Below are 22,501 nucleotides of genomic sequence, written 5' to 3' on the forward strand. Positions count from 1 at the left end.
CGGCGTCGTATCACGGTGCTCGGACGGCGTCAGGCGACAGCCTGCGGCTCGTGTTCGAGCGCGACGGCCAACTCCTGCCAGACCTCCGCGCAGTTGCGCGCGAGCGCCGCGACGCTGGTCCGGCAGTGTGGCGGGACCGAGCGCACCAGGTCCAGCCGGCCGTCGGGATCGAGTTCCTGCACGCTGAGCCACTGGAGCAGCGCCCGGCCGACGTTGGTGAAGCGCAGTGACGGATCCCGGCGCAGGATGTGCAGCAGTGCGGCCACGTCGAACTGGACGGTGCGCGACGCGAGGGCCTCGGCGGTCGGCGCCAGCGAAGCCGTTCCCGTGTCGGGCGGGTGCGCCGCGGCGCGCCGTGCCGGGACCCTCGCGGGAACGGGATCCTCACCGCGGTTCAAGCGTTTCTTGACATCGCGGGCGGTACCCACCGAGATGCCGGCCTCGCGGGCGATCTGCCGTAGTGAAGCGTCAGGGCGCTCGTCCAGGATCCGGCTTGCCTTGAGCCGGCCCTCGGCTGTGCTCAGGGGGCGCGACCTCCCGTCCCGTCCCAGCCGCACCTCCATCGCCGGCTCGGACCCGGACAGCCGCCGCCGGATGGCCGCGACGGTCGGCGCGCTGAGTCCCACCGCGTCGGCCAGCGCCCGGTCCGACCACTGCCGGTGTGAGCCGATGATGCGGGCCGCCGCGACCTCGCGGTCCAACCGTGACAGCGGCAGTCCATGGGTCACGTTCGCCCGCACGCCGCGCACGAAGGCGTCATCCGCGCTGCCGTCGAAGTACTCCACGGCGATGTCGGCCTCGCCGCGCAGCCGCGCGGCCAGCAGCCGGTGCATGCCGTCGATGATCCGCATCGTCGTGCGGTGCACGAGGACCGGAGGAAGGGCCTGCGCCGTATCGGCCAGCAACCGCACATGCTGCGGATCAGGACCGGCCAGCCGCGGCGAGTCGGCAGGCAGCAGCGCTTCCAGGGGGAGAACCGCCGAAGCGCCGGGGGAGGTGTGCCGAGGGCGATGGGTGGCCCGAAGTGGAAGGAGGTTGCTGCTGGGATGCGGTACCACGTTGCTGTTCATCATCCGACTCGTGTCGTTCCGATCCAGATGTCAGGTAAGGAGCGCCGACCGCTCGGCACCCTCGCCCAGCGTGCGTACTTGCCGTCGCGAACGTGTCATGGTCCTGTGACACCATGTCCTCTCAGTCGTCTTCGACCAGGCTGAGCGCGTCTGAGGGGCACAGCGAGACGGCCTCGCGGACGAGACCGAGAGTGTCCTCGGGCACCCGCGAAGCCGACGCCAGGACGAGGCCGTCCTCGTCGTCCTGGTCGAAGAAGCGCGCAGCGACCATGACGCACTGGCCGGCTCCGATGCACACGTCCCTGTCAGCGATGACTCGCACTCGTCCTCACCCTGTCCTCTTGGCGTCCCGGTCCTGCCAACGCACCGGAAGGCGGTGCACCCCGTAGAAGCCGGCATCATTCGCGAGCGGGATTTCGTGCGCCGGCACCGCCGGCTCCAGCTCCGGGAATCGCCGCAGCAGCGCCGGCAGCGCCGTGCGCAGCTCCATGCGCGCCAGGTTCTGGCCGATGCATTGGTGCACGCCGTAGCCGAACGCGAGGTGGCCGCGCGCCGCGCGGCCGAGGTCCAGCTCGTCCGGCAGTTCGAAGCGGTCAGGGTCCCGGTTCGCGGCGGGCAGGCAGACGGTGACGCTCTCGCCCTTCCGGATCGTCCGGCCGGCGAGCTCGACATCCTCCAGCGGGCTTCGCGGGACGCCGAACTGGAAAATGGTCAGGTAGCGCAGCAGCTCCTCCACCGCGACATCCGCCTGCACGGCGCCCGCCGTCAGCCGCTCCTTCTGCGCCGGATGGCTGAGCAGGGCGTACGTGCCGAGGCCGAGCATGCTGGCGACCGTCTCGTGCCCGGCGGTCAGCAGCAGCACTCCGGCGCCGGCGATCTGCGCGTCGCCCAGCCCTCCGCTCAGGATCAGGCCGCTGAGCAGGTCGTCCCGCGGGCGGGCCCTCTTGCGCCGGACGAGCTCCAGCAGGTAACCGGTCAGCCGGTCCATCGCCTCGGCGCCTTCCCGCGCGGTGACCTTCAGACTGAACAGGGCGTTGCTGTCGCGCTGGAAGCTCTCGCGGTCCGCGTACGGGACCCCGAGCAACTCGCAGATCATCAGTGACGGGATCGGCAGCGCGAACAGCTCGACCAGGTCGGCCGGCGGCCCGGCGGCGGCCAGGGCGTCGAGCCGGTCGGCGACGATCCGGTCGACCTCGGGCTGCAACCGGGTCAGCCGTCTGAGAGTGAACTGCCCGGCCAGCAGCCTGCGGTACCTGGTGTGCTCCGGCGGATCCATGTCGACGAACCAGCCGGGCAGCGCCGGCTCGCCGATGAACGGCTCGGCGCCCGGACGCCTCACCGGTACCCGCTTCAGCTCCGAGCGGGCGCTGAACCGGGAATCGGCGAGGATGTCCCGGGCCAGCGCGTAGCTCGTGACCAGCCAGCCGACGTGCCCGTCCGGATAGACCAGCGGGCGAAGCGGGTCGTCGGCCCTGAGCCTGCCGAGTTCTTCCGGAGGGTCGAAGGGGGTGGTGCGTGCGACGGGAAGCCGCACGGGCACAGGGCAGCGGGCCGCGGCGGTCGAGGGCGCGGCGGTCGGACGCGTCATGGCACTCCTTCAGGGGCGACGGCGGTCGGCGCGCTGCGGGACCGTGCGAACCGCCGGCCCCGTCTCTCGAACACTCCCTAGGCGCCGAGCCGCTCGGAGAGGGTCTGCGCGATGGCGCCGAACGTCCGCAACTTGACCACCTCGATCGCGTCCAGCGCCACGCCGAGCGACTCCTGGACCGCCGCGGCCAAGTACACCGCCGTGACCGAGGTTCCGCCGCAATCGAAGAAGTCTGAGTCCGGCGTGATCTGCGTCGGCTCCAGCAGCTCGTTCCACATCTCGGTCAATTGATCGACTACGTCGCTCATGGTCTCCATCCCACTTCCTGGTCGGGCCGGGTCCGCGCGCCCGGTTACCGCGTGGCGAACACGTTCTTCAGTTCGGAGTCGAGCGACCAGGCCTGGTCGAGGTCCTCCGCGACCACGCAGTACATGACGCCGTTCTCGCCGTCGAAGGCGTTCGTGAGCACGACCCCGCTCCTGCTGTCGCGGTCGTACGCGAATCCCGCCTCGCCGAGCCGCCGCACCATCGCGGCGAAGGACTCCACCGACCAGCCCTCCGGCCAGACCCGCTCCAGGATGACCCGGTCCTTGCCGAAGCCGTCCCCGACCACGTGCCTGCCGATCCGGTCGTAGATGTGCGTGGAGCCGGTGACCCGGCCGTTGAACTCCGTGAACAGCACGTCCCGTTCCGGCGTGACGATCGCGTCGGGGCTGAGCACGCCGCGGTAACCGATGGCGTGCAGCGCGCTCGCAAGGCGCCGAGCGCTGTCGACCATCTCCCGCAGCACCTCGTCCTCAAGCCCGACCGAGGGCATTACTTGGCCGACGGCGTAGGGCGCGGAGAGCAGTTCACCGTCGCCGCCGAGTCGCGCTCCCGCGTCCGTGACGAAGAACTCGACGAAGTAGGCCGAGCTGTCCCGGTGGTAGACCTCCGCCACGGGCCGGCCGCGCCCGCCGCTGCTGAGCCAATCCCACCGGTCGTCCAGATAGGCGGCTACGTCGGCTTGACCGCCGATGCGAACGGTGCGCCGGGCGCCGACGGGGCGCACGGTCTCGTCCGCGCTCAGGATCTCGTTGCCGCGCCCGCCCGACAGATAATCGTGCTTCATCATGACTGGAGTGCCGAGATCGAGCAGGTCCAGGATGGCGCGCTCGGCCGCCTGCCGACTCGTGCAGACCGCGCCGGACGGGATCCGGGCTCCGACCCCGCCGGCCACGGCGCGGAAGAAGGACTTGCTGTTCACCAGGAATCCGCCGCCCTGCTCGACGAAGCCGTAGCCGGGCAGGGCGTGCGCCAGTCCGATCCGTCTGGCCAGCTGGGCGACCGCGGCGTCGGGCCACAGCGACTGCACCTCGGTGACGTCCAGTTCGGCCACGGCCGCGTGCACCGCCTCGACCATGTCGGCATCGGCGAGCTGTTGCGCGGTGAGGCCGCCTTGGCCCGCGGAGCGCGGCGTGACGAAGCGCAGAGACTCGGGGTGAGTGCCCGTCAGCCCGGTCACGTACTCCAGGAATTCGCCCTCCGGCGCCGACGGCAGGACCAGGACGTCCCCGTCCCGGGCGAACCAGAGCAGGCGCTGGACCCACCAGCCGGTCCAGCCGCGATCCGTACGGACGTCCTCGCTGAAGTCGTTGCCGATCAGGAGTCTGGTCAACGCCGGCCCCTCCAGGGCGCAAAGATCCGACAGGGCGTCATTCTTTCCCGATCCGTTCGATGAGTTCCGCCATCGCGGCGACCGTGGGGCTGCGCAGGAAGCGCACGACCGGAAGCGCCACGCCGAACTCGGCCTCGGCCAGAGCGAGCAGTTCCATGAGCCGGATCGAGTCGCCGCCGGCGGCCATGAAGTTGGTCAGCCGCCCGACCTGCGCCAGCCCGAGCACCCGGCACCACAGCCCGGCGACGGCCCGTTCCAGCGGGCCGCTCGGCGCCGCGTCGGCCGTCGCGCTCCGCGGTCGGGGCAGCCTCGAAGCGTCGAGCTTCCCGGTGGGGCCGAGCGGCATGACGGCGACCGGCACCACGAACAGCGGAACCGCGTAGTCGGGCAGTTGCCGGCCCAGGTAACCGGCGAGCTCCAGCGGGTCCAGCGGCGCGGGAGTGGAGGAGCTCGCATACGCGATCAGCCGCGCGGGGCCGTCCGCGTCGTCGACGACCACTGCGGCCTGTGCGACGGTCGGGTGGGCGCGCAGCACCGCCTCGACCTCTCCGGGCTCGATCCGGAAGCCACGGATCTTCACCTGGCGGTCCTTGCGCCCGCAGTGCACAAGCGAACCATCCGGCAGCCGGCGTGCCAGGTCGCCGGTCCGGTAGTAACGCGTGCCGTCCTGGCGTACGCCGAAAGCGGAAGCCGTGGCCTCCTGCTGACGCAGATAGCCCAGCGCCAGCCGGGAGCCGGCGAACTCGAGTTCGCCGAAGACCTCGGTCGGCAGGCCGTCCGCGTCGACGAGCCGGACCTCGACGCCCTTCACCGGGTGACCGACCGGGACGGTGACCTCGGCCGCCGGATCGCCGCGGCGGGCCAGGTATTGTAGGGCGACCGTGCACTCGGTCGGCCCCAGGCCGTTCACCAACGCGCACGGCTCCGGGAAGCAGGCCTCGAATCGTTGCAGGTCATCGCCGTGAACCGCTTCGCCGCCGAGCACGACCGCCCGCAACTTCGCGCGCAGGCCGTCACCGGCCGAGGTGTCCGAGAGCAGGTGCCGGAACAGGGTCGGCGTGCAGTGCAGCAGGCTGACATCGGCCTCGGCCAGTTCCTGCCAGAGCGCGAGGGCGGGCTGGACCGGCTCGATGACGCGCAGGCTGGCGCCGGTCAGCAGCGCACCGAAGAAGTCCATGACCGCCGCGTCGAAGGTGAACCTCGCCAGCAGCGGCACGCGGTCTCCGGGGCCGATCCGAAGCCGCTCGGCGTATGTGAGCGCATGGGCGAGCACGTTTTCGTGGGACTGCACGACTCCCTTGGGGCGCCCGGTGGATCCGGAGGTGTACAGCAGGTAGGCGAGCGCGTCGGCGGCGTTCGGCTGGCCGGTATCGATGTCCGCCCCGGACTCGATCGCGCGGGTCGGCAGCGTGACCGTCGGCTTGCCCTTCGCCAGTGCCCCGGCGCGGGTGGCCGAGCCGGACTCGCTTATGATCGCGCAGACCTGGGCGTCGGCGACGATCCGGGCGAGCCGGCCGTCGGGCTGGCGCGGATCCAGCGGAACATAGCCGCGGCCCGCCATGAGCGCCGCCCACACGCCGACCGCGAGGTACGCGTTGTGGTCACAGAGCACTGCGACCGGCGCGTCCGCGGGTGTCCGGGGCAGCCGCCGGGACACGCTCCGGGCGGTGCGCTCCAGCTCGGCGTAACTGAACGCGACCCCGGGGCTGGTGATCGCAGGCCGGTCCCCGTGCTGCGCGACCACCGCGCGGAATCGGTCGACGAGCGACTCTCCGGCCCTCGGCGGCGCCGGCGTCCGGTAGCCGGGGGGAACGGGCAGATCCCAAGACGGCGGTTCGGCGGCACCCGCCTCCACCGGCAGGAGTCTGACTTGCACGTCTGGCGCCCGCCCGGCCTCGGCGGACAAGTGCGCCCAGTGGCGCAGGAGCCTCGCCATGGTCGGCGTGTTGAACAGGCCGGCGTTGTAGACGAGGTGCGGGATCGCGTGCGAGCCGTCGGAACCGAGGAGCAGTTCGAGGTCGATGGCCGTGTCGGTCGCATGCGACACGGATGTCAACGCGCCTTCGCCGCCGCCCGGCGGCAGAATGCCGAAACCGACGCGCACGCCCGGCGCGGCGGCTTGCCAGATACTTCCCGGCCCGGTTGCGTCCAGCGCGTCGGCATGGCGCGCGGCCGAGGAAAGCGCCTGCCGGGCGCCCTCGACGAGCTCCTTGAAGGCGGCTTTCGGATCAACGAGTATGCGCACCGGCAGCGTGATACCTGCCGGCACCGAATCCGTCAGGTCCCGATCGATGAACCCGCTGCGGATTCCTACCACCAGGTCGGTCTGGCCTGTGTGCCGATGCAACACGGCGCACCACGCGGCGAGTAAAGTCGCGAACATGTCAGGACCCGTCTGCGGCACGCTGCCGAGGACCGGCCCGGCGAGGTGGGCGACCGTGCGCCCGCCGTCTCCGGTGGCCGCACGCCGCCGGTCGGCGGGCAGGTCGAGCCCGACGGCGTCGGCCGACAGTCGGGACCAGAACTGTGCCGGATCCGCGCGCAGTTCGTCCGTGGTGGGGACGTTCACCGTGCCGAGCGCCATGTACCGTCCTTCGCGCTTCGCGGCTTGTTGATCCAGGCCGCATAGGGGCTGCCACCGCCCGGCGCCGCCCCGTCCGTCGCGGCCGGTTCGACCTTGAGTTCGTAGAGCCCGGCCACTCTCGCGATGGCGTCGCGGACCGAGGACTCGTCCAAGCCGTGCAGCCGGAACCGCCCGCCGATTCGCTCGTAGCCGCCGGTTCCGTCGAGCACCGAGCCGATCTGCGGGAGCAGTTCCGCGTACACCTCCGGGACCGTCCCGGCCATCGAGTTGCGGGCGAGCACGCGGCACGGCCTCGGCTCGGGCTCCGGGATGAGCAGCCATCCGCCGCCTACCGGCGCGCGGAACTCATCCGGCCGGTTCATCGCCGCCAGACCGAGCGAGGCCCGCAGTCCCTCGCCGTACAGGCTGACACCGAACAGGTCCTGGTGGATGAACGCGACCTCGCCGCCCCCGGGCCGGATCGCGACTTCCAGGAAGACGGGCTCGCCGCGTTCCGCCACGATCAGCTCGAAATGGAACGGCCCGTCGGTGAGGCCCAACGCGTCAAGGCACAGCGCGGTGAAGCGCGTGTAGCGGTCGCATTCCTCGCCCGGATCGAGGATGACGGAGCCGATCCACTGGCCGTGCACGAAGTCCAGGCAGGTGTTGATGTATTCCGAGGCGCTGACGTAGTGGAAGGCGCCGTCGCGCCGGACGCCGTCCACATGGACGACCGCGCCGCCGACGAACTCCTCGCACTCGTACTGCGCGGGGTCGATCGAGGCGAGCAGGTCGGCGAGTTCAGCCTCGTCGGAAACGACGACCACGCCGCGGGACGCCGCCTCGGAACGGGGCTTGAGTACGAGGGGAAGCCCCAGGCGGGCCGCGATCCCTGCCGCGTCGGGCCGCTCGTCGAGTTCCTCGAATCGTGGAACACGCAGGCCGGCCTCGGCGACCAGCCGCTTCATGGTGGGTTTGTCGCGAAACCTGTTGACGAAGTCGCCGCGCCAGCCCGGGATCCCGAGCGCCTCCCGCAGCAGCGCGGTCATCAGCACGTCGCGCTCGGACATCCCGACGACCCCGGCGAACTCGCCGTGCCGCGCGACCAGTGCCTTCGCCTGCGCCAGGACGGTGTCGAGGCCGAGGTCCGGGACGACCACGGTCTGCACGGCGCCGTCCTGGTCCAGGACGGGCAAGCCCTTCGGGAGCGTGATATAAAACAGTTGACAATCGAGTCCTGCGAAGAAGTCGTGGTAGTACCCGCATTCGTCGTCGAAGCGGTTGATCACGAGATAGCGCGGCGCGCCGTCGTCAGCCAAAATGCACCATCGCTTCGATCTCGGCCTTGCGCGCCACAGCCTGCTCGTAGCTGTCGGCGACGAAGAGCGCGTGGCCGATCCGCGAGCGGAAGTCGCCGAACTCGGGTATCTGATCCCCGGGACGCAGGTACACCTCGGCCTCCCGCACGTAATCGGCGGACCGGACCCGTTCCAGGCCTCGTACTTCGCCGACGGCCGAGAGACCAGGCGCGGTGAACATGTGGATGCCCGCGAACTTCGCCTGCGGCGGGCCGGCGTCGTTCCCCGGCCCGACGGCCCATCCGGCGTGCGCGGCGAGCATGATCTCCCACAGGGAGAGGCCGGTCACCAGCTCGATCATGGCGACGATGCGTCCGCCGGCCAACCGGGCTCCCAGTTCGACCAGCACCGGCTCCCCGTCGACGAGGCGCAGTTCGCAGTGGAACGGACCGAGCACCACGCCAAGCGCTTCGCAGACGGCGGCCACATAGGATTCGATCGCGTCCCGGCGATCCTGGTCCATCTCGAACTGGACGACGTGCCCGACCTCCACGAAATGCGGTTCGGGGCCGACGAACTTCTTCGTCAGGGAGACCACTTCGACCCGGCCGTCGACGACGTAGCCTTCCACACTCAGGTCGGGACCAGGCAGGTACTGCTCCAGCAGAACGCGCCCGTCGAGGAACTGCCCGACGTCGTCGGGCCGCCGGTCCTCCAGAATCCGCTGGTAGGCGAGGCGCAACTGTTCGGCGTCGTCGACTCTGCTTACCTGCACGCTCCCGGAGGACGCGACCGGCTTGAGCACGGCCGGGAAGCCCACGTGCTCGGCGGCTGCGTCGAGCATCGCGCCGTCGGTCACCAGCGCGTAACGCGGAACCCGAAGACCGGCGGCGCGCACCCGGTCCCGCATCGTGGACTTGTCTCGCAGGGCCTCGGCGGTGGCCACGGGTTGCCCGGGAAGTCCGAGTCTGGCGGCCAGCCGCGCCGCGACCGCGACGTACGACTCGACTCCGGGCACGATCCCGATCAGCGGCGAGTGTTCGTGGAATCGGACGATCCGCTCGGTGAGCTCCGCCTCGTCGTTCGGGTCGACCCGGATCAGCGTGTCCACGTGGCGCCGCATGTCCTGGGGGAGCGCGCGCTCCGCGTCGTCGTAGGAGGCGACCACGGTCGAGAGGCCCAGCCGCCGAGCGACCCGCACAAGTTCCACACCCGAAGAAAGCGGTTCAATGATGAGAATCCTGCCACCCGTCGACGAGCCGGGTGTATCGCCGATTTCAACGCCCCGTGTCATACACGCGATTCCAAATCTGTCCGATTAGCCGCGCTTTATGCCCACCGTGAAACCGGAACCGATCGGAGCACGGCCCGATGCACGCGCCGAGCCTAGCGACTGCGCCGCACGCGGACAAGGGGCCTGAGGGACGGATTGGATCAGGCTCCTACTCCCGGCTCTCGCGTAGGATTGCCGCCGGAGCTGGGAGCTCACCGGCTGCGGGCACGCGAAGACGCCATGCCCCGGAGGCGTGCGTCACAGCTCGCTGATGTCCGGGGGTGCGCAGCCCGTGCCGAGATAATCAGCCTCCTGGTCGGTGGAAGTGGGCGGCCCGGCTATTTCACGGGCCGACTGCCGGTGGAACGCCTGCCAATACTCTTGCGGCTGCCGATAAATCGAACGTAGACTCGCGCCCCGTGATTGATGACGCCTTTCGCGCGAAAGTAGGGCCCTTGTTGGTCCCGGAGATGGGCACCGACTCCACGGCCCCACTGCTCTACTGGCTCATCCGCACCACCCGCCCGCGCACCGTGCTTGAGGTCGGGATGGGATACACGACCCCGTTCCTCGCCAAGGCCCTCCAGGACAACGTCGAGGCGGTGGAGGCGGAGCGCAGCCTGCTCGGCGATCCCTCGGCGCCAGAAGTCCAGCCGCTGGCATATAGTGGTTACTATGATGAGCCGTACGAGCCCAGGCTGGTGTGCATCGATCGGATGACCGACCCCACGTCGTCGGCCCCTCGGGTGCTCGACGTCCTCGACGAGCTGGGGCTGACGAAGGTGTGCGGCGTCATCGAGGGCGACATGCAAGACTGCGGCGCACAGGTCCGGGAACAGCTGGGTCTGATCGACTTCGCCTGGATCGACACCTGGGACACTCTCGCCTTCCTGCGGGAGTACTGGCAGATGGTCAATCCGGCCGGAGGCGTGCTCGCCGTCCACTACCTGATGACCTATCCGCAGGGCCGCGCCATTCTGGCCTACATCAACTCCCTGCGGGCGGTGGAGGGCGGCCGGCTGGAGATCACCAACCTGCGGGAGCCGCACCGGGTGGCCCAGAACAGCACGACCCTGATCCGCCGGATCCGCGACTACGTCGATCCCGAGGACCTGCGGCCCAACGGCACGCTCAACGACCCGCCGGGAGTACTCGGCGCACCCACGGGCGAACTGGGCTGAGCGGGCCTTCGCCATGGGTGGCGCAACGCGCATGCACGTCTACGCGGTGACGCCGGAGACAGTCGTCCGCTCGCATGAGCCCGCGCAGGACCTGCGCACCCGGCTTGCCCACACGGCACAGTCGTGTGAAGAAGCCGGTTGGCAGGGCATCCTCGTCCCGCACAACCTGCACGAGGTGGACCCGTGGATGGTGGCCACCCACCTCGGCGCGGTGACCCGTCATCTCATCCCGCTGATAGCGGTCCAGCCGGCCTGCACACCACCGCACACCGCGGCCGCGTGCGCTTCGGCGTACGCCTCGCTCTACCAGCGTCCGCTCTTTTTCAATCTCGTGGCCGGCGCGCGGGACGACGAGATGCGGCAGATCGGCGACACGCTGAGCCACGACCAGCGTTACGACCGGCTGCGTGAATACGGTCATGTTCTGCGCGCGTTGCTGGGCGGGGAGAAGGTCAACCACGAGGGCGAGTACTACAGCTACCGGAACCACCGCCTCGAACCCTGCCCGGACGTGCTCCGCCAGTGCAAGATCTTCGTCGCCGGCTCCTCGCCCGCCAGCCTGAGCGTCGCCACCGACATCGCCGACGTCATCGTGACCCATCCGGCGCCTTACGCCGAGTGGCGGGACAGGTTCCTGACACCCTTGCAGGAGCGTGGTTTCCGGGGAGAGCTGGGGATCCGCATCGGCGTGGTCTGCCGACCGGAAACGGACGGCGCGTGGAACCTGGCCGAGGCCAGGTTCCGGCAGACCTGGCTGGGCCGGCAGGAGACGCTGCTCAAGGCGCAGTCGCAGAACGTCTGGTCGCGGGAACTGGCCGAACGTGCCGTGGCGGCCGACGAGACGACCGGCGGTTCGGTCGACGCCTCGGCGCGTGACCCCTACTGGCTCGGCGCCTTCCAGAGCGGCCGGGCCAGCGCGCCCTTCCTCGTCGGCAGCTACGCCGAGGTCGGCGCCAGGCTCGGCGAGTATCTGCGGGCCGGCGTCGGACACGTGCTGCTCAACGGGGTAGACGACGACGATTATCAGTTCACGCAGACAGGCCTTGAGACAGCGGCGAGTCTGCTCGGACGTTGATTCCGGGCTCACCGCGCGTAGAAGGAGACCGGCATGGCGACCGTCGCCCGCAGCGGCCCGCTGACGCTCTCGCAGCAGCGGATGTGGCTGAGATCGTACTGGCGTGAGCGGGGGGAGTTGTTCCCGGCCTGGTCGAGGCTCTGGGACCTGCCACCAGGCATCCGGGTCGACGCCGCGACCCGCGCTCTCGCGCAACTGGTGGAGCGGCACGAGATCCTACGGACCCAGTTCGTCATCGCGCCGAACGGCCTGCCGGTCCAGATCGTGTTCGAACCCGATGACCTCCGGCTGCCGCTGTCGGTCAGGCCGGCCGACGCCGTGAGCACCTTCCTGCCGGCCGACGGGCGCCCGCTGCTGGCCGGAGTGGACTTCCGTGGATCGCTCTGGGCGGCGCGCTTCTTCGTCGAGCACGGCGAGCTGCGGCAGTTCGGACTGATCTTCGACCACATCATCAGCGACGGCTCAGGGCTCTACAACTGGCGCAACCAGTTCATCGACCTCTGCTTCGACCGGGCCGCGCCCGGCCCGGCGAAACAGCCGCTGGACCATCAGCGCGCCGAGGCCGCGATCCTCAAGTCGAGCGCACACCGGGGCCACGTCCGCAAGACGCCGGCGAGGCCGGCGCCACAGATACCGGCTCCGGGGGTACCCAAGCCTGAAGCCGGCCCGCGCTATCTCAACTCGTCCGCGCGATACGACGGGCTGCTCCCGGTGATCGACGAGATCTGCCGGCAGACCGGCGTCTCGCGGTCCATGGTGTTGATGTACGCGATCGGCTGGCTGTTCAGCGCGCACACCGGCAGCCCTGACGTCCTGTTCGCGATGTACGCCGCCAATCGGACCGTACGCGACCACGGCGTCGAGTGCCGGATGCGCCTTGCCGACATCCAGGTCGAGTTCGACGACTCGCAGACGTTCCGTCAGGCGCTGGAGAACGTGTTCGTGGTCTCGATGCGGGCCTACGAGGACGACTACCGCCTCGGTCCGGTCTCCGCGGACTCCCGCGCACGCACCGCGGCCGAGCGGGGCGTCGCCGCCATCGTTCCGCTCTACTTCAACTTCCAGGGCCCTCCCGGCCCGCAGGAGGTCGCCGTCGAGGAGGACCCAAAGGGCGCCGTGACGGTCGAACGCTCGCACAGCTGGGAGGACTTCGGACGGCCTTGGGGAGCCGTGGCCTGGGTCTACGTCAAGGACTCGCACGTGATCCTCGACCTCGACACCGACGTGGCGATGCTGCCGGAGTCGGTAGTCGACGCGATGCAAGACCTGCTCCCGGACCTGCTGCGGCTGATACGGGACGATCCGGCCGTGCAGGCGGACCGCGCCCGGTCGCTGCTGCCCGTCGGTTTCGCGGCGGAGACGAACTGCCGGTTGGTCGGCGGGAACTGGGTCGACACGGATGTCGTGGCACGCATCCTGCGCGGCGCTCCGGGCGTCGTCGCAGCCTCCTTATCGACAGGGTCGGACGAACTGTCGGCCGCAGTCGAACTGGAGCGCAGCACGCAGATATTCGACGTACACGAATACGTCTTGTCGCAGTTGCACCACAACCTGAACGCCGCCGCGCCGGCCGTGTATCTCACGGTGACCCAGGACTCTGAGACCGAGACGCCCGGTCTTTGGCGCCCGGCGCTGGACACGCCGGCCGTCGCGCCGGCCACAGAGGCCGAACACGAGCTTCGCGCGGCCCTCGCCGAGGTGCACGGACGTGACTTCCCCGACCTGGCCCGGTCGTACGTCCAGTCCGGCGGCGAGATGCTGCGGGCCCCGGCCGTCGTGGAGGTGCTGCGCCGCCGCGGGCTCGTCGGCCTGGATTCGCACCACTTCACATCCCCATGTACGCTGCGGTCCGTCGCTCGGGCGCTGGAGGCGCCACCCGCGCCGTCGACCGACGGCGCAAGCTACTGACTACGGACCCTGGTTCATCGGTGAAACCTTCATATCAGAGCTTTGTCGGCTTGTCTCCCACGTCGCCGGACGTCAGCACCCCGCGCCGCTTCATGCTGCGGCTCGCGGTCGGGGTCCGGACTCCGATCGCGCTGGGCGTCGCCTACGGGATCCTCACGATGCTGGCACGCTCGTTCGTGCCGATCGTCACCGGCATCGCCATCGACCAGGGCATCCTCAAGCGCGACCAGCGCGCGCTGCTGGTCTGGGGCGCCGTCATGTTCGGGCTCGTCGTCTTCCAGGCCGTGACCACCACGCTCCAGGAACGCTGCGACTTCGCCACGAACATCGGCACCTCCTACCGGGTGATGCAGCTAGTGGGCACGCGGTCCGCCGAACTGGGCGCCACGCTGCGCAAGCGCGTCTCCACCGGCGAGGTCGTGAACCTCGGGATCGGCGACATCACCCCGATCGGGCAGGCGCTGGCCGCCACCTCGCGAGGACTCGGCGGCGTCGCGGCCATCGTCGGCGTCGCCGTCATCATGCTGATCTCGGCCTGGCAGCTCGCGCTGACGGTGCTCATCGGGGTGCCCGCGCTCGTCTGGCTGCTGACCAGGATCCTGACTCCGGTGCGCCGCAAGCAGCGAGCGGTCCGCCAGCGGCAGGGAGAGCTCGCGGCGGTCGCCGTGGACATCGCCGGGGGATTGCGGGTGCTGCGGGGAATCGGGGGAGAGGAGCACTACGCGCAGCGCTTCCGCGACAAGTCCCAGAGCGTGCGCCACGCGTCCGTCGAGGCGGCGGGCCTACAGGCGCGCGCCGCCGCGGCCCGCACCATCCTCAATGGGCTGTTTTCCACCGCCGTGGTCTGGCTCGGGGCGCACCTGGTGCTTTCCGGTGAACTACAGGTGGGCCAGCTCGTCGCGTTCTACGGCTACGCCGTGTTCCTCGCGACGCCGCTGCGCTGGATGACCGACTCGATCGAATACCTGGCCCAGGGGCAGGTGTCCGCGGAACGCGTCAGCCGGTTCCTCGCACTCGAACGCGACCTGCCTGACGGGCCGGCCGGGCGGCCGGCGCAGGAGCGCGCCGAACTGGCTGATCCCGAATCAGGGCTGGTGTTCCCCTTCGGCTCGTTCATGGGTGTCGCCTGCACCCTGCCCGACGACGTCGCAACGCTCGCGGACCGTCTCGGGCGATACACGGAATCAGAGGTCACTCTCGCCGCAGTCCCCGCAGCCGAACTGTCCCTGGCGAATGTGCGCGAACGTGTGCTCGTGGTCGGCAACGACGACTACTTGTTCGCCGGGACACTCGGCGACGGGCTCGACCCCACGGGCAGGGCGGGGACGCAGGGGGTCATGCGCGCCGCCGAGATCGCGTCGGCCCTCGACATCATCGAGGCGCTGCCGGGCGGCCTGGGCGGCGAGTCGCAGGCCGCGGGCCGCAACTTCTCCGGCGGCGAACGCCAACGGCTGCGCCTGCTGCGTGCGCTGGTGGCCGATCCCGACATCCTCGTTCTGCTTGAGCCGACCAGCGCGCTGGACGCGCTGACCGAGACGAGCGTCGCGGGCCGGCTGCGGGAAAGCCGGGCGGGCAAGACGACCGTGGTCTTCACCACGAGCCCGGCCGTTCTCGGCCTGGCCGACGGCGTCTGGTACGTCGAGGACGGCAAGGCCGTCGCCTCCGGCGCGCACAGCGCCCTGCTGGCAGACGAGCGCTACAAGGCACTGGTGACGAGAGAGGCTGATACGGCGTGACCGCATTGCCTGTTGCTTCGAGTAAGGCGGTACGCAGGTACGCGCGCACGGTCGTACTCAAGCACCCCAAGGAACTCGCGGTCGCGCTCGCGCTCCAGGCGCTGACCGCCGCGTGCGCCCTGGTCATCCCCTGGCTGCTCGGCGACCTGGTTCAACAGGTCCAGTCCGGGGTGAACCGGGTGACCGCGATGATCCTGCTCATCTTCGGTTTTCTGCTGCTCCAGGGCGCGACCCTCTGGCTGGCCAACTACTACGCCGCGAAACTCGCCGAGAAGGTCGTGGCCGAGCTGCGCGAGGACTTCGTTCGGGATGTGCTCCGCCTGCCGCTCTCGACGGTGGAGAGCGCCGGCGTCGGCGACCTCGTCTCCCGTTCCACCCGGGACGTCGACGCGCTGACCCAGGCGGCCCGCACGAACGTGCCGAGCACCCTGGTGACCGCCACCACCATCGTCGTGCTGCTCGGCGCGCTGCTGCTGGTGCGCTGGCTGATGATCATCCCGTGCCTGCTCGCGATCCCGCTGCTTTGGCCCAACACCCGGCGGTACCTTTCCCGTTCTCGTGATGGCTATCTGCGGGAGCGGGCCTCCTACGCCAAGGCGACCGAATCCCTGGCCGAGACGATCAGCGGCTCGCGTACCGTCGAAGCGCTGAGCCTGGTTTCGTGGCGCTCGCTGCGGCTGCGTGATGACATCGACGTCTCCTATCGCGCCGAACGCTACACGCTGGGTCTCCGGTCAGTGTTCCTGCCGATCACGGACACCGCCATCGCGATCCCGACAGTGGCCACAGTCATTCTCGGCGGATACTTCTACGACCGTGGCTGGGTCTCGCTCGCGGGAGTGACGGCGGCGACCTTATATACGCAGCAACTGGCCAGCCTGATCGACGTGCTGCTGTTCAACCAGGACAAGATCCAGGTCGCCGGCGCGGCTGTCGCCCGACTGCGGGGAGTCAGCGAGAGCGCCGAGGGTACGGCGGGCGCTCACGTCGACGGACCGTCGCCGTCACACGCGCGGGTGACGGCTGAACGGTCGCCGCGAGACCTGGAGATTCGCAACGTCAATCACGGTTACGTCGCCCATGACGTTCTCCACGACGTGAACCTGGTCGTGCGTGAGGGGGAGCGGCTCGCGATCGTGGGACGTTCTGGTGCCGGCAAGACCACGCTGGGCCGACTGATCGCCGGGATCGATCCGCCCAGGTCCGGAGCAGTCCTGCTCGGCGCAGTGCCGTTGACCGACATCCCGCGCCCCGAACTGCGTGCACAGATCGCCCTGGTGACCCAGGAGTACCACGTCTTCGACGGCTCGGTCCGCGACAACCTGCTGTTGGCCAAGCCGGATGCCGCGGAGAGCGAACTGCGTCAGTGCCTCGAAGCGGTAGCGGCGTGGGACTGGGCATCCGAGCTGGGCCTCGACGCCCGGCTCGGCCCCGGGGCGCACGAGCCCACGCCGGCGCAGGCGCAGCAGATCTCGCTGGCCCGGCTGCTGCTGAGCGATCCACACACCCTCGTGCTCGATGAGGCGACCTCGTTGCTCAACCCGCAGCTCGCCCGCGATCTCGAACGGTCGCTGGCCGCCGTGAAGTCCGGCCGCACGGTGATCTCGGTCGCGCACCGGCTGCACACGGCGCACGACGCGCAGCGGGTGGTGGTGATGGAGGCGGGCCGGATCGTGGAGGACGGCTCCCATGAGGATCTGCTCGCCGCTCGGGGCACGTATGCCGCGTTGTGGAACTCGTGGCACGGTGTCGGCGCCTCGGCGTAGGGCGGCCCGGCTCGGCCTGGGGGTCACGTGCGAGTGACCTCCAGTGCCATCGTCGACCACGAAGACGTACCGGTCGCGGCGGCGAGGAGACGGTCACCGGGCTTGATCCGGCCCGTGGCGGCGAAGCTGTCCATGGAGATCAGGAGGTCCGCGGAGAAGCAGTGCCCAAGGTCGCCGACCGGGCCGATCATCAGGCTGCGGGCGGGCACGCCCATGGCCGAGACGAGAAACCGCTGCGACACGATCCGGTAGTTCGCCAGCACGACGTGGTCGAACTCGTCGGGAGTGCAGTTGGTGCGGCGAAGGACGTCTGCTGTGGCGGCCTCGGCCAGTTCGGCCATACCAAGGATGCTCTGGCTGGTCCGCCCTTCGGCGTCGCGATCGGCCTGGTGCTTGGTGACCACCGCGGTGATCTCGGCCTGGAATCCGTCCGCCGGTTCCGGTTCCCTGGTGATCACGCAGGCGGCCGCGCTGTCGCTGAACACCGACAGGCCGCTGCGCATCAGCCGCTCGCCTGGCAGTGCCCGGTCGGCGAGCACGAGCAGCACCCGATCGTGCTCGCCCGCGTGCAGCGCGGCGGCCGCCGTCCGAAGAGCCGGACCGAGGTTGCCGCAGCCGTGGCCGGACACTGCCAGCAGGCTGACGCCGGGCAGGCCGATGGCCTGGGCCAGCCGGGCGAGCGTGTCGGCGGCTTCGCCGTCGTTCTCGCTTACGTACAGCACCAGATCCGGGGCGCCGGACCAGAGCGAGGCGGTGCGGACGCACGCGGCCTCGGCCAGTTCGCAGATCTCTTGGTCGGCACTGCGGAAGTAGGCCAGACCGTGGTCCGGGTGTGCCAGCTCGGCCACGGCGTCGCCGAGTTCGCCGATCGGCCGGGCTTCGCCGAGCACGTGGCTGATGGCGGACAGATGAACGGTTCTCAATGCAGCCTCGCTATTCGACGAAGACGATGTGCTCTGTACGTGCGCTCTGTACTCGTGCGCCGGCGTTCAGACTGTCGCCACGGCAGCCACCGCGTCGGCGAGGATGCCGAGTCCGTGGTCCGGTTCCTGCTCGGACGACAGACCCCAGATCATGCCGCGCCCGCGCCGGCCGATGCCGAGCCCCGGCCTGGCCGGCGGTTCGATCCCGCCACCGGCGGTCAACAGGTCCGCGAGCAGGTCGAGGCCTGAAACGCCGTGTGCCCCGAAGCCGTCGTACGGCAGACGCAGCGTGTGGGTGAGCGGGCCGCCCGCGGCCGCCCGTTTCTGCGCCGAGGCCGTCACCGCGAGAGCTCCGAGACTCACTCCGTGGAAAGCGTTGGTGAAGGCCGCGACGGTGCTTCTACCCGTCACCTTGCGCGCGAGTTTGAGCGCCGCCTCCACCGCGTTGGTGCCGGTCGGGCCGGTGAACTGAATCCGGTAGTCGAGACCCCGGGGCGCCAGGACGGTATCCCGGAATTCACGGATGAATTCCGCCCTGCTCGTGGTCATCATATCGAGGCCGTGCATGATGCCGTCTTTTTCGAGATAGGCGATCAAAGCACTTTTCAGCGCCGGATTGTTGTGGCCGTAGTTAAGGGCGCCCGCGCCGGAGAAGAAGTCGAGATAGGCGCGCCCGGACGCGGTGTGCATGAAACTGCCCGATGCCGATTCGAAAATCACCGGCTCGAAAATCACCGGCCAATTGCGGCTGTAGCTGCGGACCTGGGATTCCGCGTCGATCAGGTCCTCGGGTATCGGATCCGCGAGGACCCCGTCAGGGCCCGGAACGCGAGTTCCGCTCATGTGCGAATCCCTCCGTACGCACGTCGCCGGCTTGCCGGTCAGGCCGTCACACGGGAATCCGCTGTCAGCTCCTCGATGCCGGCGCGAACGCGGCAGCGTGAATGTCTCCCCGCCAAGGCGACGCCCGTCATCGAATACTGACACGACGCGGCGACGAAATATACCGGTCGGCCCGGTGGCTCTACAAGGCCTGCGCTGGAATCGGATCCGGGGGCGAGAAGCCTTGCCCGGCGATCGTGACTGCGGCTAATGTGACTGCGGTCAGCAGGCTGAGAGTCACGGGGTCTGTTCACGCAGTGCCGCCGGCACCCGTCAGGGGTGCGGCCGCGGCGCGTTGAATTCCGAGCAATTCGGGCGAGACGGGAGACGTAGTTCAATGCGGCTGAACAGTTTCGACGAATGGTCGCCGTTGCGCGAAGTAATCGTCGGCACCGCGAAGAACTACACGTCGCACGAGCGCGAGTTGTCCTTCGACCTGTTCTTCCACGACAACATCGTGCAAGACAATGTGGTCCGTTCCGAATGGCGTTATCCGCGGCTGGCCGTCTCCTCGGACGCGGGCGAACCGGCCCGGTCGTCGATCAAGCAGCGCTACGTCGACGAACTCAACGAAGACCTAGAGGGCATCGTCAAGGCGCTGGAGAACTTGTCGGTCCAGGTCCACCGGCCGATGGACCTGGACCCGGGCACGGCCGAGGTGCGCACCCTGGCCTGGTCGGCCGGAGTGGTGCCGGCGCTGAACATCCGGGACAACACTCTGATCCTCGGCGACGAGATCATCGAGACCGCGCCGATGATCCGCTCGCGGTACTTCGAGACCCGGCTGCTCGCCCCGATCTTCGCGCACTACTTCAAGCAGGGCGCGCGCTGGACGACCATGCCCAGGCCGATCATGACCGACGCGTCCTTCGACCTGTCCTACGCACACGCTTCCGCGGGCGGCCCCACGGAACCGATCAGTGATCCGCAGCCCTCGCCCTACGACGTCGGCGTCGAGATGATGCTCGACGGCGCCCAGTGCCTGCGCCTCGGCCGCGACCTCGTCGTGAACGTCTCCACCGAGAACCACGCTTCGGCCTGCGACTGGCTCGAACGGCATCTGGACGGCCGATTCCGCATCCACCGGGTCCACCGGCTCAGCGACAGCCACATCGACAGCATGGTGCTCGCGCTGAGGCCGGGCACGCTTCTGGTGCGTAACGAGAAGGTCGCCGACTTCCTGCCCGACGCGCTGCGCAAGTGGGACATGATCGTGGCGCCCCCGCCCGGCCCGAACAGCTTCCCGGTTTACGACGAGGACGACTTGATCCTCACCAGCCCCTACATCGACCTCAATGTGCTGTCGGTCAGCCCGGACACGGTGCTGGTCAACGAGGCCTGCCCGGAACTGATGAGGGTGCTTGAGAAGCACGGCTTCACCGCCGTCCCGGTCAGGCACCGGCACCGGCGGCTGTTCGGGGGCGGATTCCACTGCTTCACCCTGGACATGGTTCGGGAGGGCGGCCCAGAGGATTACCTGGGCTGACCCGCAACGCCGGGACGGCGTTGCCGCCAGCGCGAATCCGAGTCCACGACGGGGAAACTGAGGGGCTTTCGTGAGTTTTCCGTTGCGACCGCGTCACCGGCCGAGCCACTGTGGCGCGCGCTTCTGCGTGAACGCGAGCGGGCCTTCCTGCGCGTCGCGGCTGTGCATTCGCAGTTCCTCGTGCACGTACCTGGTGTTGAAGGCCCCCTCCAGCGTCTTACCGGACGAGGCGGCGGCTGCCTCCTTGACGGCTCGCACGGACAGGGGAGCGCAGCGCAGGATGTCCCGGACCCAGCCGTCGACGCACTCGTCGAGCCGGTCGGCGGGAACGACCTCGTTGACCACGCCGAACCGCGCGGCCTCGTCGGCGGTCATGCTGCGTCCCGTCAGCAGGTACCCCATGGCCACGCGGTACGGCAGCTGGCGGGTCAGCCGGAACACGCCGCCCGCCCCGGCGATCAGGCCGAGTTTGGCCTCCGGCAGGGCGAAAACGGCGTCCTGCGATGCGATGATCAGGTCGCAGGCGAGCGCCAGCTCGAATCCGCCGCCGAAGGCGTACCCCTGCACCTTCGCCACAACGGGTTTGGCCAGGTCGAAACGCTCTGTCAGCCGTGGCCATCCGGGCTTGCCCCGGCTGCCGAAGGTCGAAGCGCCGGCCGTGCCGGCCGCGGCCCTGGCCGTCAGTTCCTTGAGATCCTGGCCGACGCTGAACGCTCGTTCCCCGGCTCCGGACAGCACGGCGACCCATACCTCGTCATCGGCCGCGAAGTCGTCCCAGACGACGGCCAGTTCCTCGTGCATCCGCAGGTCCATCGCGTTGAGAACGGCGGGCCGGTTGAGCGTCACATACGCGACACGGTCCTGCTTCCGGTACAGGACGCGGGGCTCGTCGGACGATTCGCGGGTGTCACGAGCGGCCACCGGTGCAGTCATGATCCGGATGATACCCTGGCGGGCGCTGCGCTTTTCGGGCGTCGTGCCCTGCGACGACGGCCGGAGGCGGCGAGCGTGACCTCACAACCGGTGCGACTGCTGTCCGTAGGCACCGCGGTTCCGCCCGACAGCTACACGCAGGCCGAATTGCTGGACGAGTTCCAGATCGCCGACAGCCGCATCAGGTCGCTCTTCCTCAACAGCGCGATCGATCGGCGCAACCTGGTGCTGCCCCCTGTCGGCCCGGATGGCGGCCGCCGCATGGAGACCCAGGGCGAGCTGTTGCGCAAGCACACGATCAGCGGCCTGGAGATGGGTGAAGCCGCGATCAGGTCATGCCTGGCCCGGACCGGCGCGGAACTGGATGACGTCGCCTACCTGTGCTGTGTCTCGTCCACCGGCTTCATCACCCCCGGATTCAGCGCCAAACTGATCGCGAGGCTCGGCTTGGCGCCCACGTGCTCACGCCTCGACGTCATCGGCATGGGCTGCAACGCCGGGCTCAACGCGCTCAACTCCGTGGTCGGCTGGGCGCGCATGAATCCCGGCCGTCTGGCCTTGATGGCGTGCATCGAGGTCTGCTCCGCCGCGTACGTCTTCGACGGCACCATGCGAACCGCGGTGGTCAACGGTCTGTTCGGCGACGGGGCCGCAGCGGTGGCGCTGTCGCAGCCGGCGCCCGGCGACCCGGCGGTGGACCGTGAGGTCGGTCCGAGCGTCCTCAAGTTCTCCAGCCTGATCATCCCCGACGCGATCGATGCGATGCGCTATGACTGGGACGAGGATCAGGGCAGATTCAGCTTCTTCCTGCACCCCGACGTGCCTTACGAAGTAGGTGCGCACGCCGGGCCCGCACTGGAGCGGCTGCTGGCGGGCACCGGGCTGCACCGGTCGGATGTAAAGCACTGGCTTGTGCACTCGGGCGGCAAGAAGGTCATCGACGCCGTACGGGTCGACCTGGGCCTGAGCCGGTACGACGTGCGACACACCACCAGCGTCCTTCGCGAGCACGGCAATCTTTCCAGCGGTTCCTTCCTGTTCTCCTACGACCGGCTACTCGGCGAGGGCTTGGCAGAGCACGGAGACCACGGCGTGATGATGACGATGGGTCCGGGTTCGACGATCGAAATGGCGTTGCTGCAATGGTGAAGAACGACTTGGC

Annotated in this window: 17 protein-coding genes and 1 pseudogene; 7 read left to right on the forward strand and 11 right to left on the reverse strand. The window is 69.4% G+C overall.

All coding sequences use genetic code 11. From position 1 onward, the window contains the following. Positions 1 to 29 precede the first annotated feature (29 nt). From VGS97_RS04280 to VGS97_RS04315, 8 genes are all read right to left on the reverse strand, one after another. Entirely contained in the window at positions 30 to 1,070 is a 1,041-nt protein-coding gene (locus VGS97_RS04280; RefSeq protein ID WP_326851862.1) for a hypothetical protein, read from the reverse strand. Between the two features lie 121 nt (positions 1,071 to 1,191). Continuing rightward, positions 1,192 to 1,392 carry a ferredoxin gene (locus VGS97_RS04285; RefSeq protein WP_326851863.1) on the reverse strand — a complete coding sequence of 67 codons (201 nt, stop codon included), beginning with the start codon at positions 1,390 to 1,392 and terminating at the stop codon, positions 1,192 to 1,194. Positions 1,393 to 1,398: 6 nt separating this feature from the next. After that, positions 1,399 to 2,658 (reverse strand): cytochrome P450, encoded by a 1,260-nt coding sequence (locus VGS97_RS04290; protein WP_326851864.1) that lies wholly within the window; start codon positions 2,656 to 2,658, stop codon positions 1,399 to 1,401. Between the two features lie 77 nt (positions 2,659 to 2,735). Further along, a complete protein-coding gene (locus VGS97_RS04295) occupies positions 2,736 to 2,966 on the reverse strand; it encodes an acyl carrier protein (protein ID WP_326851865.1) in 231 nt (76 codons plus the stop codon). A gap of 44 nt (positions 2,967 to 3,010) precedes the next feature. After that, complete coding sequence (locus VGS97_RS04300) at positions 3,011 to 4,315, reverse strand: peptide ligase PGM1-related protein (RefSeq protein WP_326851866.1); 1,305 nt, start codon at positions 4,313 to 4,315, stop codon at positions 3,011 to 3,013. Between the two features lie 37 nt (positions 4,316 to 4,352). Next, positions 4,353 to 6,899 (reverse strand): amino acid adenylation domain-containing protein, encoded by a 2,547-nt coding sequence (locus tag VGS97_RS04305; RefSeq protein WP_326851867.1) that lies wholly within the window; start codon positions 6,897 to 6,899, stop codon positions 4,353 to 4,355. Next, positions 6,881 to 8,197, reverse strand: a complete 1,317-nt coding sequence (locus VGS97_RS04310) for a hypothetical protein (RefSeq protein WP_326851868.1) — start codon at positions 8,195 to 8,197, stop codon at positions 6,881 to 6,883. Before VGS97_RS04310 ends, VGS97_RS04305 begins: the two co-directional genes overlap by 19 nt. Continuing rightward, positions 8,190 to 9,386: an ATP-grasp domain-containing protein gene (locus tag VGS97_RS04315; protein ID WP_326851869.1), complete on the reverse strand. Its 1,197-nt coding sequence runs from the start codon at positions 9,384 to 9,386 to the stop codon at positions 8,190 to 8,192. The genes VGS97_RS04310 and VGS97_RS04315 overlap by 8 nt, the downstream gene beginning before the upstream one ends. Before the next feature lie 518 nt (positions 9,387 to 9,904). Between VGS97_RS04315 and VGS97_RS04320 the strand changes: the two genes are divergently transcribed. The 5 genes from VGS97_RS04320 to VGS97_RS04340 are packed head-to-tail and all read left to right on the forward strand — an operon-like array spanning position 9,905 to position 17,115. Then, positions 9,905 to 10,630: a hypothetical protein gene (locus VGS97_RS04320; RefSeq protein ID WP_326851870.1), complete on the forward strand. Its 726-nt coding sequence runs from the start codon at positions 9,905 to 9,907 to the stop codon at positions 10,628 to 10,630. Positions 10,631 to 10,661: 31 nt separating this feature from the next. Then, the gene (locus VGS97_RS04325) at positions 10,662 to 11,705 is read left to right on the forward strand and encodes an LLM class flavin-dependent oxidoreductase (protein WP_326851871.1); all 1,044 of its coding nucleotides are present in this window, start codon (positions 10,662 to 10,664) and stop codon (positions 11,703 to 11,705) included. A gap of 33 nt (positions 11,706 to 11,738) precedes the next feature. After that, positions 11,739 to 13,613, forward strand: a complete 1,875-nt coding sequence (locus tag VGS97_RS04330) for a condensation domain-containing protein (protein WP_326851872.1) — start codon at positions 11,739 to 11,741, stop codon at positions 13,611 to 13,613. 50 nt (positions 13,614 to 13,663) lie between these two features. Continuing rightward, positions 13,664 to 15,349 carry an ABC transporter ATP-binding protein gene (locus tag VGS97_RS04335; RefSeq protein ID WP_326851873.1) on the forward strand — a complete coding sequence of 562 codons (1,686 nt, stop codon included), beginning with the start codon at positions 13,664 to 13,666 and terminating at the stop codon, positions 15,347 to 15,349. Then, on the forward strand, positions 15,346 to 17,115 hold the full coding sequence (locus VGS97_RS04340; RefSeq protein ID WP_326851874.1) for an ABC transporter ATP-binding protein: 1,770 nt from the start codon (positions 15,346 to 15,348) through the stop codon (positions 17,113 to 17,115). Before VGS97_RS04335 ends, VGS97_RS04340 begins: the two co-directional genes overlap by 4 nt. Positions 17,116 to 17,138: 23 nt before the next feature. Here VGS97_RS04340 and VGS97_RS04345 read toward each other — a convergent pair whose 3' ends face one another. Beyond that, positions 17,139 to 18,038, reverse strand: coding sequence for a 3-oxoacyl-[acyl-carrier-protein] synthase III C-terminal domain-containing protein (locus VGS97_RS04345; RefSeq protein ID WP_326851875.1), 900 nt, complete (start codon positions 18,036 to 18,038; stop codon positions 17,139 to 17,141). Between the two features lie 189 nt (positions 18,039 to 18,227). Then, positions 18,228 to 18,821 (reverse strand): annotated as a pseudogene (locus VGS97_RS04350) (aminotransferase class III-fold pyridoxal phosphate-dependent enzyme); the annotation flags it as partial. 436 nt (positions 18,822 to 19,257) lie between these two features. Between VGS97_RS04350 and VGS97_RS04355 the strand changes: the two are divergent. Next, the gene (locus VGS97_RS04355) at positions 19,258 to 20,406 is read left to right on the forward strand and encodes a hypothetical protein (protein WP_326851877.1); all 1,149 of its coding nucleotides are present in this window, start codon (positions 19,258 to 19,260) and stop codon (positions 20,404 to 20,406) included. 93 nt (positions 20,407 to 20,499) lie between these two features. On the opposite strand, the gene dpgD is transcribed toward VGS97_RS04355, so the two are convergent. Further along, positions 20,500 to 21,339: an enoyl-CoA-hydratase DpgD gene (gene dpgD, locus VGS97_RS04360; RefSeq protein WP_326851878.1), complete on the reverse strand. Its 840-nt coding sequence runs from the start codon at positions 21,337 to 21,339 to the stop codon at positions 20,500 to 20,502. A gap of 75 nt (positions 21,340 to 21,414) precedes the next feature. Here dpgD and dpgA point away from each other — a divergent pair, with 75 nt between their 5' ends. Beyond that, on the forward strand, positions 21,415 to 22,488 hold the full coding sequence (gene dpgA, locus VGS97_RS04365) for a 3,5-dihydroxyphenylacetyl-CoA synthase DpgA (RefSeq protein ID WP_326851879.1): 1,074 nt from the start codon (positions 21,415 to 21,417) through the stop codon (positions 22,486 to 22,488). Positions 22,489 to 22,501 lie beyond the last annotated feature (13 nt).

Origin of the sequence: Actinocrinis sp., assembly GCF_035946395.1 — a bacterium.
In the GTDB taxonomy this organism is placed as follows: domain Bacteria; phylum Actinomycetota; class Actinomycetes; order Streptomycetales; family Catenulisporaceae; genus Actinocrinis.

Bases quoted from the DNA above. Each gene is read 5' to 3' on its own strand.
- dpgD (WP_326851878.1), bottom strand. From the start codon at position 21,339: ATGACTGCACCGGTGGCCGCTCGTGACACCCGCGAATCGTCCGACGAG.
- VGS97_RS04325 (WP_326851871.1), top strand. From the start codon at position 10,662: ATGCACGTCTACGCGGTGACGCCGGAGACAGTCGTCCGCTCGCATGAG.
- VGS97_RS04295 (WP_326851865.1), bottom strand. From the start codon at position 2,966: ATGAGCGACGTAGTCGATCAATTGACCGAGATGTGGAACGAGCTGCTG.
- VGS97_RS04280 (WP_326851862.1), bottom strand. From the start codon at position 1,070: ATGAACAGCAACGTGGTACCGCATCCCAGCAGCAACCTCCTTCCACTT.
- VGS97_RS04355 (WP_326851877.1), top strand. From the start codon at position 19,258: ATGCGGCTGAACAGTTTCGACGAATGGTCGCCGTTGCGCGAAGTAATC.
- VGS97_RS04330 (WP_326851872.1), top strand. From the start codon at position 11,739: ATGGCGACCGTCGCCCGCAGCGGCCCGCTGACGCTCTCGCAGCAGCGG.
- VGS97_RS04305 (WP_326851867.1), bottom strand. From the start codon at position 6,899: ATGGCGCTCGGCACGGTGAACGTCCCCACCACGGACGAACTGCGCGCG.
- VGS97_RS04290 (WP_326851864.1), bottom strand. From the start codon at position 2,658: ATGACGCGTCCGACCGCCGCGCCCTCGACCGCCGCGGCCCGCTGCCCT.